Below are 20611 nucleotides of genomic sequence, written 5' to 3' on the forward strand. Positions count from 1 at the left end.
CCCTTTGAAATTCAAGTAATGAGTTTTACGTTAACATTATCGTAGTAAAATCAGAAACATTTTTTAATAGAAGCGCTTAGTTACCATAAGTAATCCGATAACCGTCGATTTATCAGGCAATTTCGCTCATCGATTGCACAGCATCAGGCGCAACTGTCTGCTTAGCAATCATGGTTTATGGTGCGCTCTGTTTGAACTGCCTTGGCGTCATCCCAGACCACGCCTTAAAACGAGTGCTAAAGTTAGCCGCATTTGGGTACCCGACTATCTCTCCGATATGTTGAATCGACCAGTCACTTGAGCGTATCAAGCGTGCTGCGTATTCCATTCTCATCCGCATAATATGAGTCATTGGGCTATGAGAATAATACCGCTGACACAAACGATGAAAATGAGGCTCAGAACACGGGAATAGACTCGCTAACTCTTGGACATTCCACTCTTTATGCAGCTGCTTCTGTACATTGTCGAACACACGCCTTAAACGAATTGAGTTTCTTGATTGTTCTTGAGGTACTGGTGCATTTAGCATGAATTCAATTTGAGCCACACTATGAATCGCAATCGCGCCACCCAAATCGATGGGAAGAGAAATACTCCGAAGCAAAGTGTGAATACAAGACGCAACGACTTCGGCAGCAGGTGTTAAGGTGTAACTGATCTCATCGCTGATGTTTGCCCAAGCTTTATCAGGTGAAAGAAATATCCACGCTATCTGCCATGTCTCCTCTTCTATCCCAAATCCGTTTTCAATTCCGGCTGGCACAGTAATACAAGAACCGGGCTCAAGGATATAGCGACAACTTCCACTCTCTAACCAACCTTTACCCCTTACAGTAAATAACAGCATATGCTTCGGCTGATTCTTGCGATAAACGGAAAAGAACTCACGACACGAAGCCGTACCACACTGAACAATTCCAAGTTGCTCAAACGCGAGCACATGGCTTTGGTCGACAAACTCTTGATGGGTACTCTCTGAGATTTCATAGCGTTCTTGCTTATCATTCATAGGTATCGCCGCCCGCCTCGTCAACTGCCCTTACTCCTACCTATATACTGAACTGTTCGCATGACCTTGCAGTACGCCTTTATCGAACGAGAGATTTGGAGAGTTTGGCAAAAGTTTATGATTCAACCGAAAAATACAGCCAAATCAAATGTCGATAAACTTCTCGCATACAAACAACTGAGGAAATGCGATGCGTTCTACATATCGTCATTTAGACAAAGAGTTTTGGAACAAGCTGATTCAGATTGGATTACCTGTATCACTACAGACAATGCTGTTTTCGCTGCTTGGCGTGGTCGATATTTTTATGGTCAATCAGCTTGGCGATGCAGCGACAGCTGCAGTAGGCGTTGGGAACCGTATCTTTTTCTTCAATTTAATCATGGTTTCTGGCATTAGTGGCGCTGTGAGCGTGCTAGCTTCACAATATTTTGGGGCGGGTGATTTCAACGGCATTCGACGTACACTTGCTCAATCATGGGCACTGTCTGTGTTTGCCATCATTCCGTTTGTACTTGTTTATATCTTGGCTCCTGAATCAGTGGTGTCTGTTGTGGCCTCAGACCCTGATTACGTCCAACTGGCAACGGACTACCTTTGGATAACAGGAGCCAGCCTTATCGGCACCGCTATCGTTGTGCCGCTCGAAAGCGCGTTACGGTCAGTGGGTGAAGCAAAATTACCAACCAAAATCAGTATCTTCGCCATTGTGATCAACGCGATACTCAATGCGCTACTTATTTTTGGCTTATTCGGTTTCCCTGAGCTAGGCGTCGTCGGCGCAGCCATCGGCACCACAGTGTCGAGGTTTGTGCAGACCATTGCTTTGCTCCTGTTGGCGAAAAAGCACTACCCACAACTGTTCCCAACCATGGATAACTGGCGTCAGGCGATAATTGCTAAACACAGAAAGAAATACCTCACTATTGCGATGCCCATGCTGATTCATGACACCGCATGGGCAGGCGGAATCCTGATTTATAATGTGATTGTTGGGCAAATGGGCGTGGGTGAGTTGGCAATCATCTCGTTATTATCACCCGTAGAGAGTATTTTGATTTCAGCGTTTATGGGCTTTGCCGTTGCGGCATCAATCATTCTTGGGAACGAAATCGGAGCGAAGAACTACCAAAGAGTAGAGAACACCGCATGGGGCTATGTACTAGTAAGCTGCGGACTTGCGATACTGCTTGCCCTACTGTGCTTTGTGTCTAAGCCTGTGATTGTCTACCTAATAGACCTGACTCACTTAGAGCTAAAAGAGACAGCTGTTAATGTTGCTCTGGTAATTGCGTTAGGCATGATACTTCGAGTATTCAACATGGTCGGAATTGGTGGCGTGCTAAAAAGTGGTGGCGATATTAACTACAGTATTTTTATCGACCTGTTTGGGCAATGGGCGATCGGCATACCACTTGCGTACTACACAGCACTGGTTTTGGGCTGGCCGTTAGAATGGGTGATGTTGATTGTTTTACTTGAAGAGTTGGTCAAAATCGCACTCACAAGCCAACGCATTCAATCGAAGAAATGGATTAACAATCTCATCGAAGAGCAACCAAGGACGACAATGTAGTCGCGGGAATAACTAAAGAACTCACATCTAAGGGCTTCATTTGCAGTTTAAGCTGCGGATAAGCCCTTATTTCTTCGTTTAAGCGAGAAAAATTAAATGTCAGTGAAACGATGAATTATTTGGTTAGAACTACCACGCCAATCCAACATAGGATCGGCTTTATCTTGCTCAAAACGGCCATCTATCAAGGTATCAATATAACTCAACACCTCTTTCTGCTTTTCGTCGAGTTCATCTAACTCATAGCCCGTCCACATCCAAATATCTTTGTTTTGGCATTCGCTTTTAACGCGCTTAACCAGTTTCAGGACATCAGCCACATTTGCTGGATGCAAAGGATCACCACCAGACAGAGAAAGCCCACGACGCTTGATTCGCTCATCGTTAAGATCGGCAATAATGTGATCCTCAAGCTCCTGAGTAAACAGGTGACCAGAGTCTAAGCGCTGTGTCGATTGATTGTAACAGCCGCGACACTGATGAACGCAACCAGACACAAACAGTGTACAGCGTGTACCGGGACCATTTACGACGTCAATTGGATGATATTGATGATAATTCATAGAGTTGCCGATATTTAGGAGAAGACCGCTTGATTCAAATGACTAAACTCCCTCTAACATGAGAGGGAGTCTTCGCTTAACAGATGAGAAGTCGTGTCGAGTTACAGATGCTTAACGCGACGTTTAACTTCTTCCTGCTTACCAAAGTTAAATGGTCGAGCATCTGGACTGCCTAGGTAACCACAAACACGGCGTGTTACTGACACTTTGGTTGAGTCATGGTTACCACATTTAGGACAAGTAAAGCCTTTGCTCGTACAGTCGAACTCACCGTTGTAACCACACTCGTAACACTCATCAATCGGTGTATTTGTACCGTAGTAAGGCACGCGTGAGTAACTGTAATCCCAAACGTTTTCAAGCGCTTCGATATTCTTCTGCATGTTAGGGAATTCGCCGTAGCAGATAAAACCACCACTTGAGATCTCTGGGTAAGGCATCTCAAAATCGATCTTATCGTAAGGGTTAACCTTCTTCTGAACATCTAGGTGGAAGCTGTTGGTGTAGTAACCACGATCCGTTACACCTTCAATTACACCAAACTCTTTAGTATCGATGCTGCAGAAGCGACTACATAGGTTTTCACTTGGCGTGCCGTATAGGCTAAACGCATACCCTGTCTCTTTGGTCCAAGTCTCTACTTCGCGTTTCATGTATTGCACAAGCTCAAGTGCCTTGTTGCGCATTTCTGTGTCATCGTAAAGGTGCGTTTCTGTACCAAATAACGCAGTCATCGCTTCATGAATACCGATATAGCCAAGAGACACCGAAGCACGGCCGTTCTTAAAGATATCTGCAATCGAATCGTCAGCTTTCAAACGAACACCACACGCACCTTCCATATAAAGAATCGGCGCAACACGTGCTTTAACGTTTTCAAGACGGCTGATTCGAGTCTCTAGCGCACGACGAGCCAGTTTTAACTTTTCGTCCAGCAATGCGTAGAACTTGGCCATATCACCTTTCGCATTGATAGCAATACGTGGCAAGTTTAGGCTCACAACACCTAAGTTGTTACGACCTTCATGGATAAGCTCACCGTTTTCTTCGTAAGTATTTAGGAAGCTACGGCAACCCATCGGCGTTTTAAATGAACCTGTCACTTCTACTACTTTGTCGTAGTTAAGAATGTCTGGGTACATGCGCTTAGACGCACACTCAAGCGCTAGCTGTTTGATATCGTAATTCGGATCATCTGACTTGTGGTTTAGGCCATCTTTGATTGCAAAAACCAGTTTTGGGAATACCGCTGTTTTACGGTTCTTACCAAGGCCAGCGATGCGGTTTTTCAAGATCGATTGTTGGATCAATTTCGATCCCCAGCTTTCGCCTAAACCAAAACCAAACGTCACAAATGGTGTTTGGCCATTCGCCGTATGTAGCGTGTTTACTTCGTACTCTAGCGATTGGAATGCGTCGTAACACTCTTTCTCAGTGCGAGCGATAGCAAAGGCTTCAGGGTTATGAATGTCCCACTCTTTCGCAAGCTGAAGGTGCTTTTCGTAGCTCGCCATTACATAAGGTTCTAGTACCTCATCAATACGGTTGATCGTCGTGCCGCCGTAAATGTGGCTCGCCACTTGTGCAATGATCTGGGCTGTTACAGCTGTCGCGGTTGAGATTGATTTTGGTGTATCAATCTCTGCATTACCCATCTTAAAGCCGTGAGTTAACATGCCTTTTAAGTCGATCAGCATGCAGTTAAACATCGGGAAGAATGGTGCGTAATCTAGATCGTGATAGTGAATGTCGCCGCTTTCGTGCGCTTGTACGATATCACGTGGCAAAATGTGTGTTTTCGCATAATGTTTAGCCACGATACCAGCAAGAAGATCACGCTGTGTTGGAATCACTTTACCGTCTTTGTTGGCATTTTCGTTGATTAGGTCAACGTTGCTCTCTTCAATCAGGCCTTCGATTTCGCGTGTCAAAGCACTCTGCTTCTCACGCGCAATATCGCGGTCGTGGCGGTATTCAATGTACGCACGAGCAAGAGACTTATAAGGCCCCTGCATAAGCTCATTCTCAACCATGGTTTGAATTTCAGAGATATGAACTTCATCGTACTCTTCGAGCTTTAATTCCACAGCCAATGCCACATTCAAAGCATAAATGGCAATTTCCTTATCTGACTTTTCTGATGCTGCTTCCACTGCAGCTTGAATGCGATCTCTGCTGAATGGAGCTCTTGAGCCATCACGCTTGATTACGATTGATTTCACCACTTCTCCTTACTCTCTAGGTATTCACAGACTTATCCACAAACACACTATATAGAGCGATTTATCGTTTAACTAACACTAGATATTGTGGCGTATTTAACGAGAACCACCAAACGCGGGTATTGATTTGGATCAATAAAAGAGGAGTGCTGACTAAGATCAATTCAATCTTATGACGTTATCTCTCAAGTCGAAAAAGAAACAATGTAACAATAAAAAAGTGGCTAAAAAGCCTTGAATTTTTGCCAAGTGTTGTAGGATAACGGCTCAGGGAAAATCAATACAAAATTCAGAGAAAAACGCCGTGAATAGACTTCAAAAGTGGGTTATCACCACCTGCCTATTTAGTAGTACCGCTTTAAGTGCACCTCTAAGCATATCAAGTTGGAATATTGAATGGTTATCAACCAATGAGGCTGTGAATAAAATGAGTGAGCTTCGTAAGGAGAAAGATTTCAACCAACTCTCTTACCACTTTAAGCAACTCAATAGCGATGTGATGGCATTCCAAGAGGTCGATAATATTGAGGCTATAAAGCGCGTTGTTGGTCCTGATTTTCGTATCGTGATGTCTGACCGAGCATCTAACCGATACAAAGCGAACCAGTTCTCAGATGTAAACCAATACACAGGCTTCGCTGTTAGGCAAAATATTAATGTCGTTAATAAGCCCGACTTAAAGCTTGAAACACGCTCTGGCAGTAAACTTAGGTTTGCAAGCTACATTGTAGCGGAGCTTCATGATAAACCCATACATTTGCTCTCGGTACACTTAAAAGCGGGATGTAGCGGCGCCTACAAGCGCAATAACAACTGCGATCGACTCAAGCAGCAAGCTAAGGTATTAAATGATTGGATAGTAGAGCGTGAAGAGAAACAGCAGGCCTACGCGGTACTGGGAGACTTCAATCACAACCTATCCTACCGTGGTGATTGGCTTTGGTCTGTACTGAGTGAAAACAACCAAGCACAGTTAGCGACTCGCTCTACGCGTGCTGAGTGTAAAGTGCGTTCTAACCGAAACAAGAACAAAACCCATCAATTCCGCTCACTGATTGATCACATAATCGTGAGTGAGGATCTCAACACGTCATCGACAAAGCAATACGTGTTCCCTTCTCATGATGTGCTCGACTACTTTCTAAGTGATCACTGCCCTGTATCAACACAGATAAAACCTTAGATCTCAACTGTAGGCCTAAAGGCTAAAATAAAGGTAGGTAGGTAACAAAAACGCCCGCAAAGATAGAAATCTCTACGGGCGTTCTAATAGTAAAACGTTTTCTAGTAGCGAAGAACCTGCCTAGATACGTTGGCCTACGTTTCGTGCGATCATCAGCACTTCATCAGCCGAATATAGATTTGAGATAGTCGTCTCTACCTCTGCACCAAGTGTCGACTTATACAGTTGCTGTGCAAAGTTGTCTGCTCTAGTGGTAACGAGTACGTGTTTAAGCGTAGAGCCTTGCTCTGCTAACAGTTCTTTGACCACTTTTAATGAATCAAGAATCAGTGTACGGCCGAGTCCCTTTCCTTGATGCTCAGTCGCAATAGCTAACTGTTCCAGTTCCAAGACCGCTTCAGGACGAAATCCGCTCTTTTGAACCCAGATAATGTAGCCTTGAATCTCGCCATCAAGCTCTAATACCAAGTTAATGAAACGTGGTGAAGCATTTAGGTTACACTGTAACCACTCTTTTGACTTGGTTTGACGCACAAACGCTTGTTGATGAACTCTTGCTGCACCATCAAGATCGGCAGCTTGCATTAACCTCACGTTCATAACATTACATCTCTGAGTTAGGGCGCGTTTTACAGTGTAAAATTGCTTTCTCAAGCAACTCTAGCGCAGTCTGGTCGTTTTCAGGCAGAACCGCATCGGAAGTAGCAAGAGGCTCTACACGATCCCCCCACGTGATATGCCCTGCGCCCCATGTAAGACCTGCACCAAACGCAGCAACCAGAATATTCGCACCCGGCTTAACTGCACCTTGCTCAAGGGCTTCACACATTGCAATTGGAACAGTCGCAGCAGAAGTGTTGCCGTAGTTTTGAATATTGACGAACGCCTTTTCTCTCTCAATACCAGCCATATCACACAATGTTTGAATGATGCGGATATTCGCTTGGTGCGGGATGACGACATCAATGTTTTCCGTTGAGATACCGGTACGGCTCAGAACGGTATGAGCGGCTGCGCCCATGCCTTTCACTGCACGCTTAAAGATCTCTTTTCCAACGAAGTCAAAGTCCCAGTAGCCGTTATCTGCAGCAAAGCGATCCATTGAAGTACCAAACTTAGGTACAGCAAGGATGTCGCGACCTTCCGCGTCACAGCCGATTTGAGCCTCTTGTAGACCTACTGGTTTCTCAGTACGCGATAACACCGCTGCGCCCGCACCATCACCAAACAGTACTGCGGTATCACGCTTTGTCCAGTCGATGAAGAATGAGAGTCTTTCTGCACCAATTACAATCGCGTTTCGGTAGTTACCTGCTTGAATTAAGCGAGTTGCGGTTTCTAAACCATAGATAAAGCCGGTACATGCAGCGTTTAAATCAAATGCTGCAGCGCTTTTGATACCCAGATTTTGTTGAACCTTAGAAGCTGTATTCGGGATAAGGGAGTCTGGAGAGCATGTCGCGACAATGACGATGTCGATATCTTCTGCCGTTAGGCCTGCACACGCCATCGCATGTTGAGCAGCTACGGTAGCTAAATCCGATGTGTTTACATGGCTGATTCTTCTGTTTTCAATCCCTGTTCTTGTACGAATCCACTCGTCAGACGTATCGATAAAAGTACTGAGGTCATCATTGGAGAGCGTCGATGGCGGTAGACACTTTCCCCACCCGGTAATTTCAGCGTAAAACTTTGTCATCATTTACCTATTTATTGTTTGTTTTTATTTGAGTATCGTATTGTTGTTTCAAACAGTATAAGCACACAGTGAGCAATTCGTAAATCGTGTTGGTCAAAGTGAAGCAATAAAAAAGAGAAAGTTATGTCTACATTCAATACTCGTTGCCCTGCCTGTCAGGGTGTTAATCGTGTCCCTTCAGAGCGAGTCTCAGAAAGCCCAACCTGTGGTAAGTGCAAAAGCCCATTATTAGACGGTGCGCCAATAGAAGGGACAAGCGTGAACTTTTCAACACTGCTCGATAGTGACCAGCCTGTGGTGGTCGATTTCTGGGCAACGTGGTGTAACCCTTGCGTGGGGTTCGCGCCAGTATTCAGTGATGTTGCTGCAGAGCGTAACGGAAATGTACGCTTTGTGAAGATCAATACTGAAGACCAACAACAGCTCGCGGCTCAGTATGCGATTCGTAGTATTCCGACCGTGATGGTGTTTAAGCAAGGCAAAGTGGTTGATACCATCAACGGTGCACTGCCAAAAGGTCAATTTGATCAATGGCTTAATCAAGCGTTAACCAAATAAACACTAAGAGTCAGAACAGCCTCACTGTTCTGACTCTTCTTTTAATCCCGTCTAAATTCTCAAACTCTGGTATCAATAATTATGTGATGCCTTGAAGTGCGGTTAGTTAGATTGCTAACTCACTCTCTCCTGTGGTCTCACCCACTTCTGATTTTCGTGATTCACACAAGCCATATTCCTTTTTGATCTGGTCAGAAATCTTTTCCGCAATCATGATTGTCGGTGCATTGGTGTTCGCCCCAACCAAGGTTGGCATGATGGAAGCATCGACCACACGTAAGTGATTCAAACCATATACCTTTAGGTTTTCGTCAACCACGGCATTCGGATCATCTACCACGCCCATTTTACATGTGCCCACAGGGTGGTACTGCGTATCTGCGCGGTTTCGAATGTCCTGTTCTATTGCTTGGTCATCCATTGCATCGACTGGATAAAAGTTGGCTCCCCGTACATCATCAAACGCGGCACTTTCCAACATTTGATGTTGTTTCTTCCACCCTTTTATCATCACTTCCATATCTTCTGGATCACTAAAGAAGGCAGGGTCTATCTTGGGAGGATCATATGGATTACCGCTTGTTAACGTCACCTCACCTCGGCTTTTTGGTCTCAATAAGGTCACATGTGAGCTAAACCCATGACTCATATGAATCTTTCTTGCATGGTCATCGACAACCGCTACCACAAACACAAATTCAAGATCAGGCACCGTTAGGTCATCATCTGAATAAAAGAAGCCAATACCTTCGGCAAAATTACTGGTCATTTTTCCCGTTCGCTGTTTAAGCCATAACGGTAGCGCTTTAGTCATGTCGGCGCTCATTTGCAGCGAAATGCCAAACGTCTCATACTTATCACTGCACTTGTAGCTGTGGATGAGATCGATGTGATCTTGTAGGTTTTGCCCAACGCCCGCGAGTTCATGCACAACAGGTATATCATGCTTTGCCAGTTCCTCACTCGCGCCAACACCCGATAACATAAGAATCTGTGGCGAACCGAATGCACCGGCCGAAAGAATCACTTCTTTGCGTGCACCTATCTGAAATACTTGCCCTTTGGAGCCATATTCAATACCCACTGCTGTTTTTCCTTCAAAAAGGATTTTATGTACAGTCGCATTGGTCACAACAGTTAGGTTAGATCTTGCTAAGTTCGGGGTTAGGTATGCTTTGGCGGCGCTGCATCGCTCTCCGTTGACCTGTGTTACCTGTGTGGCCATTGCACCAAATTGTTCCGCACCATTAATGTCTGTATTTCGTGGTACACCGATAGATTCACAAGCATCTAAATAACGCTCAATCATTCGACTTGGGCTGCGAAGGTTCGCCACATTGAGCGGCCCTCCCTGACCATGATAATCGTCATGATGTTGTTCGTTGTTCTCAGCTTTCTTAAAATACAGCAAACACTCTTGGTAGCTCCAACCTGAGTTACCCAACTCTTGCCATAGGTCGTAATCATATTGATGACCACGTGCGTACATCATGGCATTGATTGAGCTTGATCCACCTAAGGTTTTCCCTCGCGGCTGATAACCTTTACGTCCATTCAAGCCCGGTTGTGGAACCGTCTCAAAGCCCCAATTGTGGATCTTCGTCGGCATAATCGCGGCAACGCCAACTGGAGTATGAATCAGTGGGCTATTGTCCTTACCACCAGCCTCTAGCAGACACACTTCTACGTTCGGATCTTCGGAAAGTCGTGACGCCAACACACAGCCCGCTGAACCACCACCGACAATAATGAAATCATACTGCGTCATTGATGTACTCCTTCCCTTGTGTCGGGCTCAGTTCGCGTTTAAGGATCTTACCCGTTGCCGTCATTGGTAATATTGTGCGTATATACACATGGCGTGGATATTTATAGTCTGCCAATTGGCTTCGGCACCATGTTTGAATCTCTTTGGCATTTACAGAGGCGAGCTCACGAACCACCACGTGTGCGTGAACCTCTTCACCAAGCTTGTCATGCGGCGCCCCAACGACCGCGGCCATTTCGACATCTGGGTGGCACATCAACACCTCTTCAACCTCACGAGGATAGACGTTATAACCGCCACGAATAATCATGTCTTTCACGCGATCAACAATAAACAAGTTACCGTGATCATCCAGCCTACCGATATCACCAGTTAAAAACCATCCGTCTCGAATGCTCTCCTGTGTTGCCTGTGGTCTCTTGTAGTAGCCTTTCATGACACTTGGGCTCTTAATGCAGATTTCGCCCAACTCCCCAATGGCAACTCTGTTTCCTTCAACATCTGTGACCTTAACAAGGTGACCACATAAAGGTTGCCCGACGCTACCCGCCACTCTGTCCCCATCAATATGATTAAAGGTTGCCACAGGTGCGGTCTCTGATAGTCCATAGCCTTCTAAAATGGGTAATTCAAACTGTTTTTCAAATTGGCGAATGGTCTCGACAGGCATCGATGAGCCTCCAGAAACACCAAGCCGTAGGCTATGTTTAACTTTATCAGAGCGTTCCTGACATGCTTGTCCTGCTTTAAGCATAGCCATATACATGGTAGGCACTCCAGCAAACACACTCACTTTATGCTCAATGATCTGTTCAATCACATCCAAAGGATCAAAGCGCTGAATCATTACAATCGTCGCACCCGTTAGAATGCTCGCGTTCATCATTACCGTTTGCCCAAAACTGTGAAACAGTGGCAGTGTTGCGAGTGTGGTATCGCTGTATTCGAGTCTCATTAGATATTGTGACGACATGGCATTAGTCAGCATATTGGTGTGAGACAGTTCTGCGCCCTTTGGCTGACCGGTTGTTCCAGAGGTATAGAGAATGACGGCTGTGTCGTCACCCGCCACAACCTGCGTCTCTTCTACGGATTCACTCGCATCATTTTCTAACCAGAGTTTAAATAGCGTATCGATGTCTGAAGTCACGTCATTCATCAACACAAAGTGCTCACATTTTTCAGCTTGGTCAAAACCCGCTTTACCGAATTCAGCGATAGGCAGAGTTTTATCCCCTTGGTGGCACAGGAAGACCTTAGCGTCTGAATCCTTAAGATGATATTCAACTTCACGAGCTTTAAATAAGATATTGAGAGGGACGACGACGCCACCAGCTTTAAGAATACCGTAATAGGCGATGACAAATTCAGCGGTGTTCGGGCAAGACAGCGCAACTTTATCGCCTTGATTGGTTCCAATCTGTTTTAAGTGAAACGCGACTCTGCCCGCCAGCTTATTAAGCTCTTGATAACTCATTTGTTTATCTTGCCAGCGTAGTGCTGGCTTGGATGGAAAAATGCTTGCGCTTCGCTCTAGATTTACTGCTAGGTTGTGCATCATGCTCTCCTTATTAATAGGTGACAATGTAACTAAGTAAAGCCAAGCTACCGCCACCAGCAAGATCCATTTCAAATTTAATCGCGGTTAACGAATGTTTTTAGGACTCTATGTCTCCTTTGACACTCATCTGACTTTTATGATTACAACATTTTGATAACATTCAACACAGGTTGCATAAAGACAAAAAACGGTGATATTCGGACACATCTATTAGCAGAGTTATCGTTTTAAGGTGAGATTTGGAGGACGACTATGGAGCAATGCGCGGTTTATGAACCCGATATGCAAGCATTTGGTATCTTAGATATTCAACTGTTGCTGCGCTATTTAGACACTCGAGTTGCTATCCCAGAATTGCTCGAAGGTAGCCATATCGCGCCTATACAATTAACTGCGCCGGATGCCCACGTGTCCCTAGCTCAAAAACTGGCCGTCTACAGCAACGCGCTCGCGATCACCGAAGAAAAGGACCTCGGCCTTAATGTAGGACTTCAAGCCCGATTTAGCGACTTTGGCGTGTTGGGTTATGCCGTGTTCAGTAGCAATACCCTGCTCGACTCTCTATTGATGGGATTTAAATACTTGAAGCTAGCTGGGCCTGTATTAAAAAAGACCATGGCCGTGAACGAGAAAACTGGCTATTTCCGTGCAGAGCAGTTAGTCGATATTGAAGGTTTACTGCCCTTTTGCTGTGAATATTGGTTTGCCGCCATTCAAAGTTTGTGTGAAGAAGTGATGCAACACCCTTTTCCTTCCAAGGTGATCCGTTTTCCGTATCCAGAACCAGAGTATGGCCACCGTTATCAAGAGGTATTTCATTGCAAAGTGGAGTTCAACAGCCCACAGTTAGAATGGGAGTTTGACTCTGAATGCCTATACGCGCCGCTACCCACAGCGAACCCTGTGACTCTGAAAATGTGCCTGAACTCCTGTGATGATCTATTAAAGAAAATCAGTTCACCGAGTAACCTTCGTGAACAAGTAACGCAGCGCTTCCTAGAGAACCCGGGTAACTACCCTTCAATCGAAACTCTATCCAAGCAGTTAGGCATGTCGTCTCGGACATTAAGGCGTCATTTAAAGACCAACGGCACCAGCTACCAGCAGATCCTCGATCATGTACGATTTCACTTAGCAAAACACTATCTAAACTCGACACAATTCTCTATTGAGGAGATCTCGGAGCGTATCGGTTTTTCTGACAGCGCTAACTTCCGGCACGCATTTCGTAAATGGAGTGGCGTTGCGCCTAGAGCTTATCGCAAGAGTGTACTTAGTGAATCGCCTATTGAGTAAACCAACTCTTTAATCAAGTTCTTCCACGTTTTCTTTAGAGGAAATCGCGCTCAATATTTTGGAGTATTCACAAACAATTAGTCTTAATTTACGCACAAAAACCCATCTTTCCTGCTCCACTCAGTGCAGTTCTTTTGCACAAATAGAGCGATAAAAATCCTTTATCTTAACGGTCATTTTTATTCGTTTTACCTAAAACCATTTGTGCCCCATAGTCGCGGAAAATTCACTGCTCCACGACTATATAGAGGCTCCCGCATTGGACAACATCCAAACCAACACTCGCATAACCGTTCCAGTTATTGCACTCTCTTTCTACGCGATTGCATCAGGTTACTTGATGAGCTCTTTGCCATTAATGTTATCTGAATACGGTCTAGAGAGCTCATTGTCGAGTTGGTTGGCGAGTGCGTTCTATGCAGGTCTATTAGCGGGCACGTTACTGATTGAGCGTGCGATTGCAAAAGTTGGTCACCAACGTGCATTTGTGCTCTGCCTAAGTGTATTTATTGCCACGATTCTAGTGCTGCCTATGCTTCCTAATGCGGCAGTCTGGTTAGCGGCTCGATTCATTGCCGGTATCTCTGTTGCGGGTATCTTTGTTATCGTTGAATCTTGGCTAATGAGCGGAGAAGAGTCTCAACGTGCAAAACGCTTGGCTATTTACATGTGTTCACTTTACGGTGGCTCTGCTATTGGTCAGTTAGGCATTGGTTACTTAGGTATCACTGGTGGCGTGCCGTTCATCGCGATGTTCACACTGCTGTTTGGCGCAATCATCGTGTTGCTATACGGTCAAGCAACCGCACCACAGATGCACGACGCACAAACATTGTCACTTAAGCAAATCAGCAAACTGAGCCACAGTGCGCTTATCGGCTGCATTGTGTCTGGCTTAACGTTAGGTGCGATCTACGGTCTGATGCCTGTAGAGCTAGAGCAGCGCAACATTGCGCACGAAGACATCGGTGGTTTGATGGCGCTAGTGATCATTGGTGGCATGGCAATACAACCGGTTGTGACTTGGTTGTCTAAGTATGTTGGTCAAGTTCTGCTGATGGCGCTATTTAGCTTGATGGGTGTAGCGAGCATTGCAGTACTGACGCTTAACTCTGGTATTTATGTGTTAGGTATGAGCCTTTTTGCGCTTGGTATGGCGACATTTGCACTATACCCAATTGCAATTAACTTAGGCTGTCGCAACTTAGACCCAAGCTACTTGGTGTCTGTGACGCAAGTGATGCTGCTTTGCTACAGCGTTGGCTCAGTTGCGGGTCCAATCGTTGCGGATAGCTTTATGGATTCTCAAGCAGGTTTGTTTACCTACTTGTTTGCTTCTTTACTGGCAACAACCATCTACATGTTGATCGCAAGTCTGAAGCGCTCTCACCTACAAATCGCAGGCGAGTAGTTTTTACAGAGCAAGCAAGACGACTAAGTTAAGTCGGATTTAACATCAACCTGCTGTATATCTAAAGGCGCTGAACCCTTGGTGATCTCCACACACTAGATTCAGCGCCTTTTCGTTTCAATATTTGGTGGTTAACGATCGCAAGAGTAACTTAACGCCTTATTCCGTTATGTAGTCTTTTACTGGGATCGTATCTTTAACGCGGATGACAACGACGGACGTTGATACATCCTCTGCACTCACTTCCGAGTCAATAGGTTGTACGATCACATCCGATGGGTAGATGCTGGTTTTGCTGATGATGTTCACCAATTCAGCACGACACATAAGACGCTGCTTTTTAATGTTACTGGTATAGAGCCAAGTCGCAACGTCGGGCGTTTCGTGATTAATGTTGCTGGTAAACAGTTCCAACGGCTGACCGATAAGTAAGGCTTCTTCAACATCAAACCATTCGCGAGCGGCAGGGTTTGCGTAACAAATACGACCCTCTTTATCGACCGTAATAATGATGTCGCCAATCGCCCCAACCAACACTTGGCTAAATTGGTTTTGTCGAGACATATTGATGTAAACCTTTTTGAACCGTGAATAGATCAAGCGCATCTCTTCCGGTAGCTCATCTAAGCTGAGCTTGTCTTCTTGCTCGCGACTGTAAGTTGACTCATCGGTAATATAATCAATGAGATGACTCACGGGTTTAACAACGTTTCGACTAAACACAACCCAGAGCGCGAGACTCACTAATGGAATCCCAAAGACCAAACCAAGCAGCAAATAACGAGGATCAACAATTTCGTAATTATCTGAATCAAACGAGATCACGAAATTGGCAGGCTGTACACGCCCATCCGACATCGTGACTCGATACTCTGCGCGAAAGCCATCTTGCTCCTTGATCACGTCATCGACGGAAACACTATAGCCTTGATCATAACTCACCTGAGTTAAACGCATACCCGCAGCAGTATAGTGAAAGCGAAACGGTCTCCCGATCTTAATACTCATTCTTTTGAGCATATCCGCGTTAACTTCTTGAAGTACCGTAAGTAATCCAGCGGGACGCGCCTTCTGCTCATCAAGTACAGATATACACGCGAACATAAAGATACGGCCATCAATAAAGTCGATACCTAGCTTGCTTGATGGTGAAAAGATCATTTGTTGATCCGGTTCATGCAGCTCTCGAAAAGCCTTCACAAACGACTCATTCATTTCACTGTCAAGATGGATGAATTTGCCCATGCGGTCTTGGACAATGATTGTGCTCGCCATACTTGATCTAAGAAACTGTTCACCGTGCTCGATAGCGAGATCTCGATTCTCTCCATCGCGAATAAACTGTTCAATCGCACTGTCGTTTAACAGGCGTTGAGTATCCGCTTCCAGCGACCAAAACTCATTCGAGATATGGGTCATCGCGAGATCTTGGTACTGATCAATTAAGCCGTTTTTCCAGTGTTCTCGCTCAAGTTCAAGGGTAATTGTTGCGACGATACACGCGACCCAGGTCACGACCAGACAATTGATCACCACCGTCAAACGTAGTGAGTGACGTATAGAGGATATTGAATTCACGATGGACTACGCTCGTGACAATACTCTTCAATCTCTTGTCCAAGCAGAGCCAAGCCCTTAGTGATGAAGGCAATACGCTCATCACTATACGTCAGATCTCCTCTAGCGGAGCTCTTCTCTAGTTCTTTGGCAACACCAGACAATGGATCATTGCCAAGGTATAACGCACTGCCCTTAATGCGATGCGCTGTATCTTTAATAAAAGACCCATCTTGAATCGCTCCAGCAGACTCTAACTCGGCAATATCGTTGCGATAGTTTTTAATGAAGGTCGTTAGGATATCGTTGGCTATCTCATGATCATCACCGCTCATCGCTAAGACATGCGAGACATCAAAGGCTTGATAGTCAGGCAGCGTCAACTCTTCCGGTGTACCAGAGATTTCCTGAATGCCTGATGCTTCACTCGATGCCAAACCAAGCTTATTGAGAAAATCTTCATCATCAAATTCTAATCCACTTTGTTGTGCATTATTCTCACCAGAAAAAGGATCAATATTCGAAGTTATGTTGGTCGCAGCATCTCCAGAATCAAACGGTACATTGTCATTCGTTTGGTCAAATAGCGGTTCGTCCCAGAAGGTTTCTACGTTTTGTGATTGTTCGGGTAAAATGCCAAACTGCTCAAAGTCTGAGGCGTTGAACTCTCCAGAGTCGATCTGCGTTTTTTGTACCGCAAGCTCAAACTGTTCCATCTCGCGTTCAAAGCGCTCTATCTCTGAAAGCTCTGCTGAACTGTTTTCTACTTCTGCTTGATCATTTGAGCCGTTAAATTCATTCAACATGGATTGAAACTCTGACTGCTCAGATTCATCGGAACCGACGTCTTTGAATACTCCTGAGCTCTTGGCTTGATCTTCTTGCGCCTCTTCCCCTTGCGACTTAAGCCCAAAGCGCGGTGAATCACTCTCTATGTCGTGGATCGCCGCTTCGATTTCTCTCCAAGGTAGGCTTTCACTCTCCGCTTCTACTGCGTTAAGAGAAAAATCCGGTTGTGCGGAGATAGCGCAAATAGTATCGAGCTCAGACTCTAGTGACTCTGAATCTTGGTTAGATGATGCTTCAAGGTCATCAATCCATGAAAAGTCGGACTCAATCAAAGGATCTTCAGAGGCTGATGATGAATGGTCTGACGCCATATCTTCATTATGGAACGCATCAACAATACTTTGCTCATCGTGCTGATTGTCAGGCTCAAAACTGTTGGCATCTAACCAAGCCACCAGCGAGTTGTCGACATCTGAGAAATCTGATTCCGCCAAAGGTTGCTTACTGGTGACCTGTATCAGTTTGCTTTCTAATACATCTAGCGGGCAAGGTTTGGAGATGTAGTCATCAAAGCCAGCCGCCATACAACGCTTAGCTGCGCCACTGAGGGCATCGGCGGTAATCGCAATCAAATGTGGTTTATTGTCTGAAAACTCAGTCGAGATCTTCGTCGCAAGCGTAAAGCCATCCATTTCAGGCATATGACAATCAGACAGAACCACATCATAGCTCGGATCATCAAGGAACTTGTTATAAGCGATCAACCCGTTTTCAGCAGTATCAAAATTCACACCTAAGCGCTTTAGCTGCCCACCAATCACTTTACGGTTCACTTCATTGTCTTCGGCAAACAGTACTCTAATTTGCTCTAGTTGATTACCTGTCGGCAGGTCGCTAAAGGAGACGCCTTGCTCAACCACTTCCACCGAGCGGTCAACTTGCAGTGGTAATGTGATGCTAAACAAACTGCCATGGCCGATCACAGAGGAAACTCGGATCTCCCCGCCCATCTCAGAGACAATTTCATTACAGATACTTAAGCCTAAGCCTGTACCACCAAAGCGACGAGTGATGTCACCATCGGCTTGAACGAACGGGTCAAACAGCGTGTCTAGCTTCTCTTTGGCGATACCAATGCCACTGTCTCGGACTTGGAAGCCAATCAAATCGTAGCTAGCACCGTTGTCGTCTTGTTTGTAGTCAGCCGCGATCAACTGTGCACTCAGCTCGACAAAGCCATGTTGAGTAAACTTAACGGAGTTTGACACAAGGTTGTTGAGAACCTGCATTAGTCGCGTCGAGTCACACTGATACGCACCACCAATTTGCGCGTCAACACGACTGTTGATCGACAGATCCTTCGCGGTCGCTTTGTGTTTAAAGTTGCCGACGACGCTGGTCATCAAAGAATTGACTTCACAATTAACACTTTCGAGTGTCAGCTTTCCTGCATCCATCTTAGAGAAATCGAGGACATCGTTGAGTAGCGCCATCAAGTTACGCGCCGAACCATTCAATGTGTAAAGAAGGTCCTCTTGCTCTTTATCTAGCTTGGTAAACGACAAGGCTTCAGCCATGCCTAATACCCCATTCATCGGCGTACGAATCTCATGACTCATTCGCGCTAAGAAATCGGATTTAGCAAGAGTTAGTTCTTCCGCTTCACGTTTGGCTTGCTCTGCGTCTTTTAATGCCTGCTCTAGCGTCGCTTGGATCTCTTTACGTCGGCTAAGTTGGTGACGATAGAACATGAAACACATCAGCAAGAAGACGATCAATACGCCACTTGCGATCACGACTTGTTGGTAGAGCGCCTTTACACGCTCCGACTCTTGGCTAAAGACAATGTGCTCTTTCCACTTCTTCTGCAAGTTTTGTTGAAAACCCTCCCCCAAGCTATAGATACCCATATTGAGTAGGCTGACCCACTCGCTCTCCATTTTCGGTAACGCTATACGTGGCCAGAACTCAGTATCAAAGTCTTCAGCTTTGTGAAGGTTTAGAGTAAACAGCTTATGTTTATTCACCAGATAAGCACTATTTAACAGCTTGCCAACGTAAGCGTCAGCGCGCCCTTCAGCAACGGCTCGCATCGCTTCTTCTGCTGTATCTAGGTAGATGATCGGGTTTACCGGAAGTAGCTCAGCTAACAACTCGTTTTCATGCAAGCCACGGACCAGCGCCAAGCGCTTACCCTTGAGTTGACTGATGGCGTAGTAATCTTCTTCACTGGCAATGGCAAGGTGGGTGCGATCGATATCCATGGTGAAATCGAGGCTCGCTGAACGTTGGTCGGTTTTATAAACACCGGGGAACATATCCACTTCGCGATTCCTCACCGCATCCATCGCCTCTTGAAAAGAGTGGTACGGCTTGGCAACAAAGGTAATACCTAGGCTTTGACTGATGCTTCTCATCACATCGACAATGTAACCTTCAATAAAGAACTCTTCGGCGATAAAGTAAGGCTCTTCACCATCGACGATGTACGCATATTCCAGCACTGGTCGCTCAACCAACTTACGCTCTTGGCTCTCGTTGATATCTTTGATGTATGAACCCACTAAAATATCGAATGATTCGTTACCATTACCGGTAATTTGGAACCACATCTCATGGGTCAATTCTTCAGATAGGTTACGTATCCCTTGATTCACGAGCAGCATCAACTCGCTGTCTTCGAAGCGAGTCATAGAACGAATGGAGATGCGGTTGTTGGTGTCGATACGGGAAAACTGATCACTCAACCCACGATCTTGTAGCGCGACATCCACTTCTTTTGGAACCCAACTGTAGATGTAATTCAGCGCTTCTGCTCGCTCGACAACTTTTTCGGTAGAGTTGGTATGAATCTCGACGCCATATCCGACATTAAAATCCGTCGGCTTAATTGAGCTTGGGAGAACAAAACCAACTTTACCTTGTTCTCTTTGCTCACCGACGCGTTTCCAAAGTGCGGTTTGCACTTGGATATAAGGTAGGCTGAACTTAACCCACTTGGTTAGGTTTGTGTTGTACGTGCTTGTCGTCAGAACATCAACATGACCTTCCAGCAGGTCGGAATAGAGGCTCTGATAAGATGCATAACGAAATTCAATGTCGTAGCCAAACTCTTGACCCCACATCTGCCAGTACGACTTCATAAAAGCACGCAGCTGATCAACATCTTCCCCTGCACGATGGTAGGCCTGAGAGACATCAACCTTAGGTATGCCGACAGTAATAACTGGGTTTAAATGCGTTGTACCTTGTACCGAACGCGCGCTCTGGGCAAGAAAATCTTCGTCCGCTTTCAGTGGCATAGAGACACAAGCAAACAAAGCAATCAATGGAAATAACCATTGTCTCACACCAAAAAGAATACAGTTCTTCAGCATTTATTAGGTACAACCCTATCAAGATGGAATTGCGTACAG

At 45.4% G+C, this 20611-nt stretch carries 14 protein-coding genes; 5 read left to right on the forward strand and 9 right to left on the reverse strand.

What is annotated here, in order from left to right; translation table 11 throughout:
* Positions 1-175 precede the first annotated feature (175 nt).
* Entirely contained in the window at positions 176-1012 is an 837-nt protein-coding gene (locus tag KI655_RS12375) for an AraC family transcriptional regulator (RefSeq protein WP_285405331.1), read from the reverse strand.
* A gap of 190 nt (positions 1013-1202) precedes the next feature.
* On the opposite strand from KI655_RS12375, the gene KI655_RS12380 reads away from it, so the two are divergent.
* Positions 1203-2588 carry an MATE family efflux transporter gene (locus KI655_RS12380; protein WP_285405333.1) on the forward strand — a complete coding sequence of 462 codons (1386 nt, stop codon included), beginning with the start codon at positions 1203-1205 and terminating at the stop codon, positions 2586-2588.
* A 92-nt stretch (positions 2589-2680) separates the two neighbouring features.
* Here KI655_RS12380 and nrdG read toward each other — a convergent pair whose 3' ends face one another.
* Both nrdG and nrdD read right to left on the reverse strand, forming a co-directional pair.
* Positions 2681-3151: an anaerobic ribonucleoside-triphosphate reductase-activating protein gene (gene nrdG / locus KI655_RS12385; RefSeq protein WP_032552507.1), complete on the reverse strand. Its 471-nt coding sequence runs from the start codon at positions 3149-3151 to the stop codon at positions 2681-2683.
* A 101-nt stretch (positions 3152-3252) separates the two neighbouring features.
* Entirely contained in the window at positions 3253-5373 is a 2121-nt protein-coding gene (nrdD, locus tag KI655_RS12390) for an anaerobic ribonucleoside-triphosphate reductase (protein ID WP_285405336.1), read from the reverse strand.
* A gap of 304 nt (positions 5374-5677) precedes the next feature.
* Between nrdD and KI655_RS12395 the strand changes: the two genes are divergently transcribed.
* Positions 5678-6556, forward strand: coding sequence for an endonuclease/exonuclease/phosphatase family protein (locus KI655_RS12395; protein ID WP_285405338.1), 879 nt, complete (start codon positions 5678-5680; stop codon positions 6554-6556).
* A gap of 120 nt (positions 6557-6676) precedes the next feature.
* Here KI655_RS12395 and KI655_RS12400 read toward each other — a convergent pair whose 3' ends face one another.
* Together KI655_RS12400 and KI655_RS12405 are read right to left on the reverse strand one after the other, a co-directional pair.
* Positions 6677-7141, reverse strand: coding sequence for a GNAT family N-acetyltransferase (locus KI655_RS12400; protein ID WP_285405691.1), 465 nt, complete (start codon positions 7139-7141; stop codon positions 6677-6679).
* Positions 7142-7160: 19 nt separating this feature from the next.
* A complete protein-coding gene (locus KI655_RS12405) occupies positions 7161-8255 on the reverse strand; it encodes a ketoacyl-ACP synthase III (RefSeq protein WP_285405340.1) in 1095 nt (364 codons plus the stop codon).
* A gap of 123 nt (positions 8256-8378) precedes the next feature.
* Here KI655_RS12405 and trxC point away from each other — a divergent pair, with 123 nt between their 5' ends.
* On the forward strand, positions 8379-8813 hold the full coding sequence (gene trxC / locus KI655_RS12410) for a thioredoxin TrxC (RefSeq protein WP_285405342.1): 435 nt from the start codon (positions 8379-8381) through the stop codon (positions 8811-8813).
* Positions 8814-8919: 106 nt separating this feature from the next.
* On the opposite strand, the gene KI655_RS12415 is transcribed toward trxC, so the two are convergent.
* On the reverse strand, positions 8920-10581 hold the full coding sequence (locus tag KI655_RS12415; RefSeq protein WP_285405344.1) for a GMC family oxidoreductase: 1662 nt from the start codon (positions 10579-10581) through the stop codon (positions 8920-8922).
* A complete protein-coding gene (locus KI655_RS12420) occupies positions 10568-12139 on the reverse strand; it encodes a long-chain fatty acid--CoA ligase (RefSeq protein WP_285405346.1) in 1572 nt (523 codons plus the stop codon). Before KI655_RS12420 ends, KI655_RS12415 begins: the two co-directional genes overlap by 14 nt.
* Positions 12140-12394: 255 nt before the next feature.
* Between KI655_RS12420 and KI655_RS12425 the strand changes: the two genes are divergently transcribed.
* Positions 12395-13438, forward strand: a complete 1044-nt coding sequence (locus tag KI655_RS12425) for an AraC family transcriptional regulator (protein WP_285405348.1) — start codon at positions 12395-12397, stop codon at positions 13436-13438.
* A 259-nt stretch (positions 13439-13697) separates the two neighbouring features.
* Positions 13698-14849, forward strand: coding sequence for an MFS transporter (locus KI655_RS12430; RefSeq protein ID WP_285405349.1), 1152 nt, complete (start codon positions 13698-13700; stop codon positions 14847-14849).
* A 159-nt stretch (positions 14850-15008) separates the two neighbouring features.
* Here KI655_RS12430 and KI655_RS12435 read toward each other — a convergent pair whose 3' ends face one another.
* Positions 15009-16427 carry a PAS domain-containing protein gene (locus tag KI655_RS12435; RefSeq protein WP_285405351.1) on the reverse strand — a complete coding sequence of 473 codons (1419 nt, stop codon included), beginning with the start codon at positions 16425-16427 and terminating at the stop codon, positions 15009-15011.
* The gene (locus KI655_RS12440; protein ID WP_285405354.1) at positions 16424-20572 is read right to left on the reverse strand and encodes an ATP-binding protein; all 4149 of its coding nucleotides are present in this window, start codon (positions 20570-20572) and stop codon (positions 16424-16426) included. The genes KI655_RS12435 and KI655_RS12440 overlap by 4 nt, the downstream gene beginning before the upstream one ends.
* Positions 20573-20611 lie beyond the last annotated feature (39 nt).

This window comes from Vibrio sp. D404a (assembly GCF_030248535.1).
In the GTDB taxonomy this organism is placed as follows: Bacteria; Pseudomonadota; Gammaproteobacteria; order Enterobacterales; family Vibrionaceae; genus Vibrio.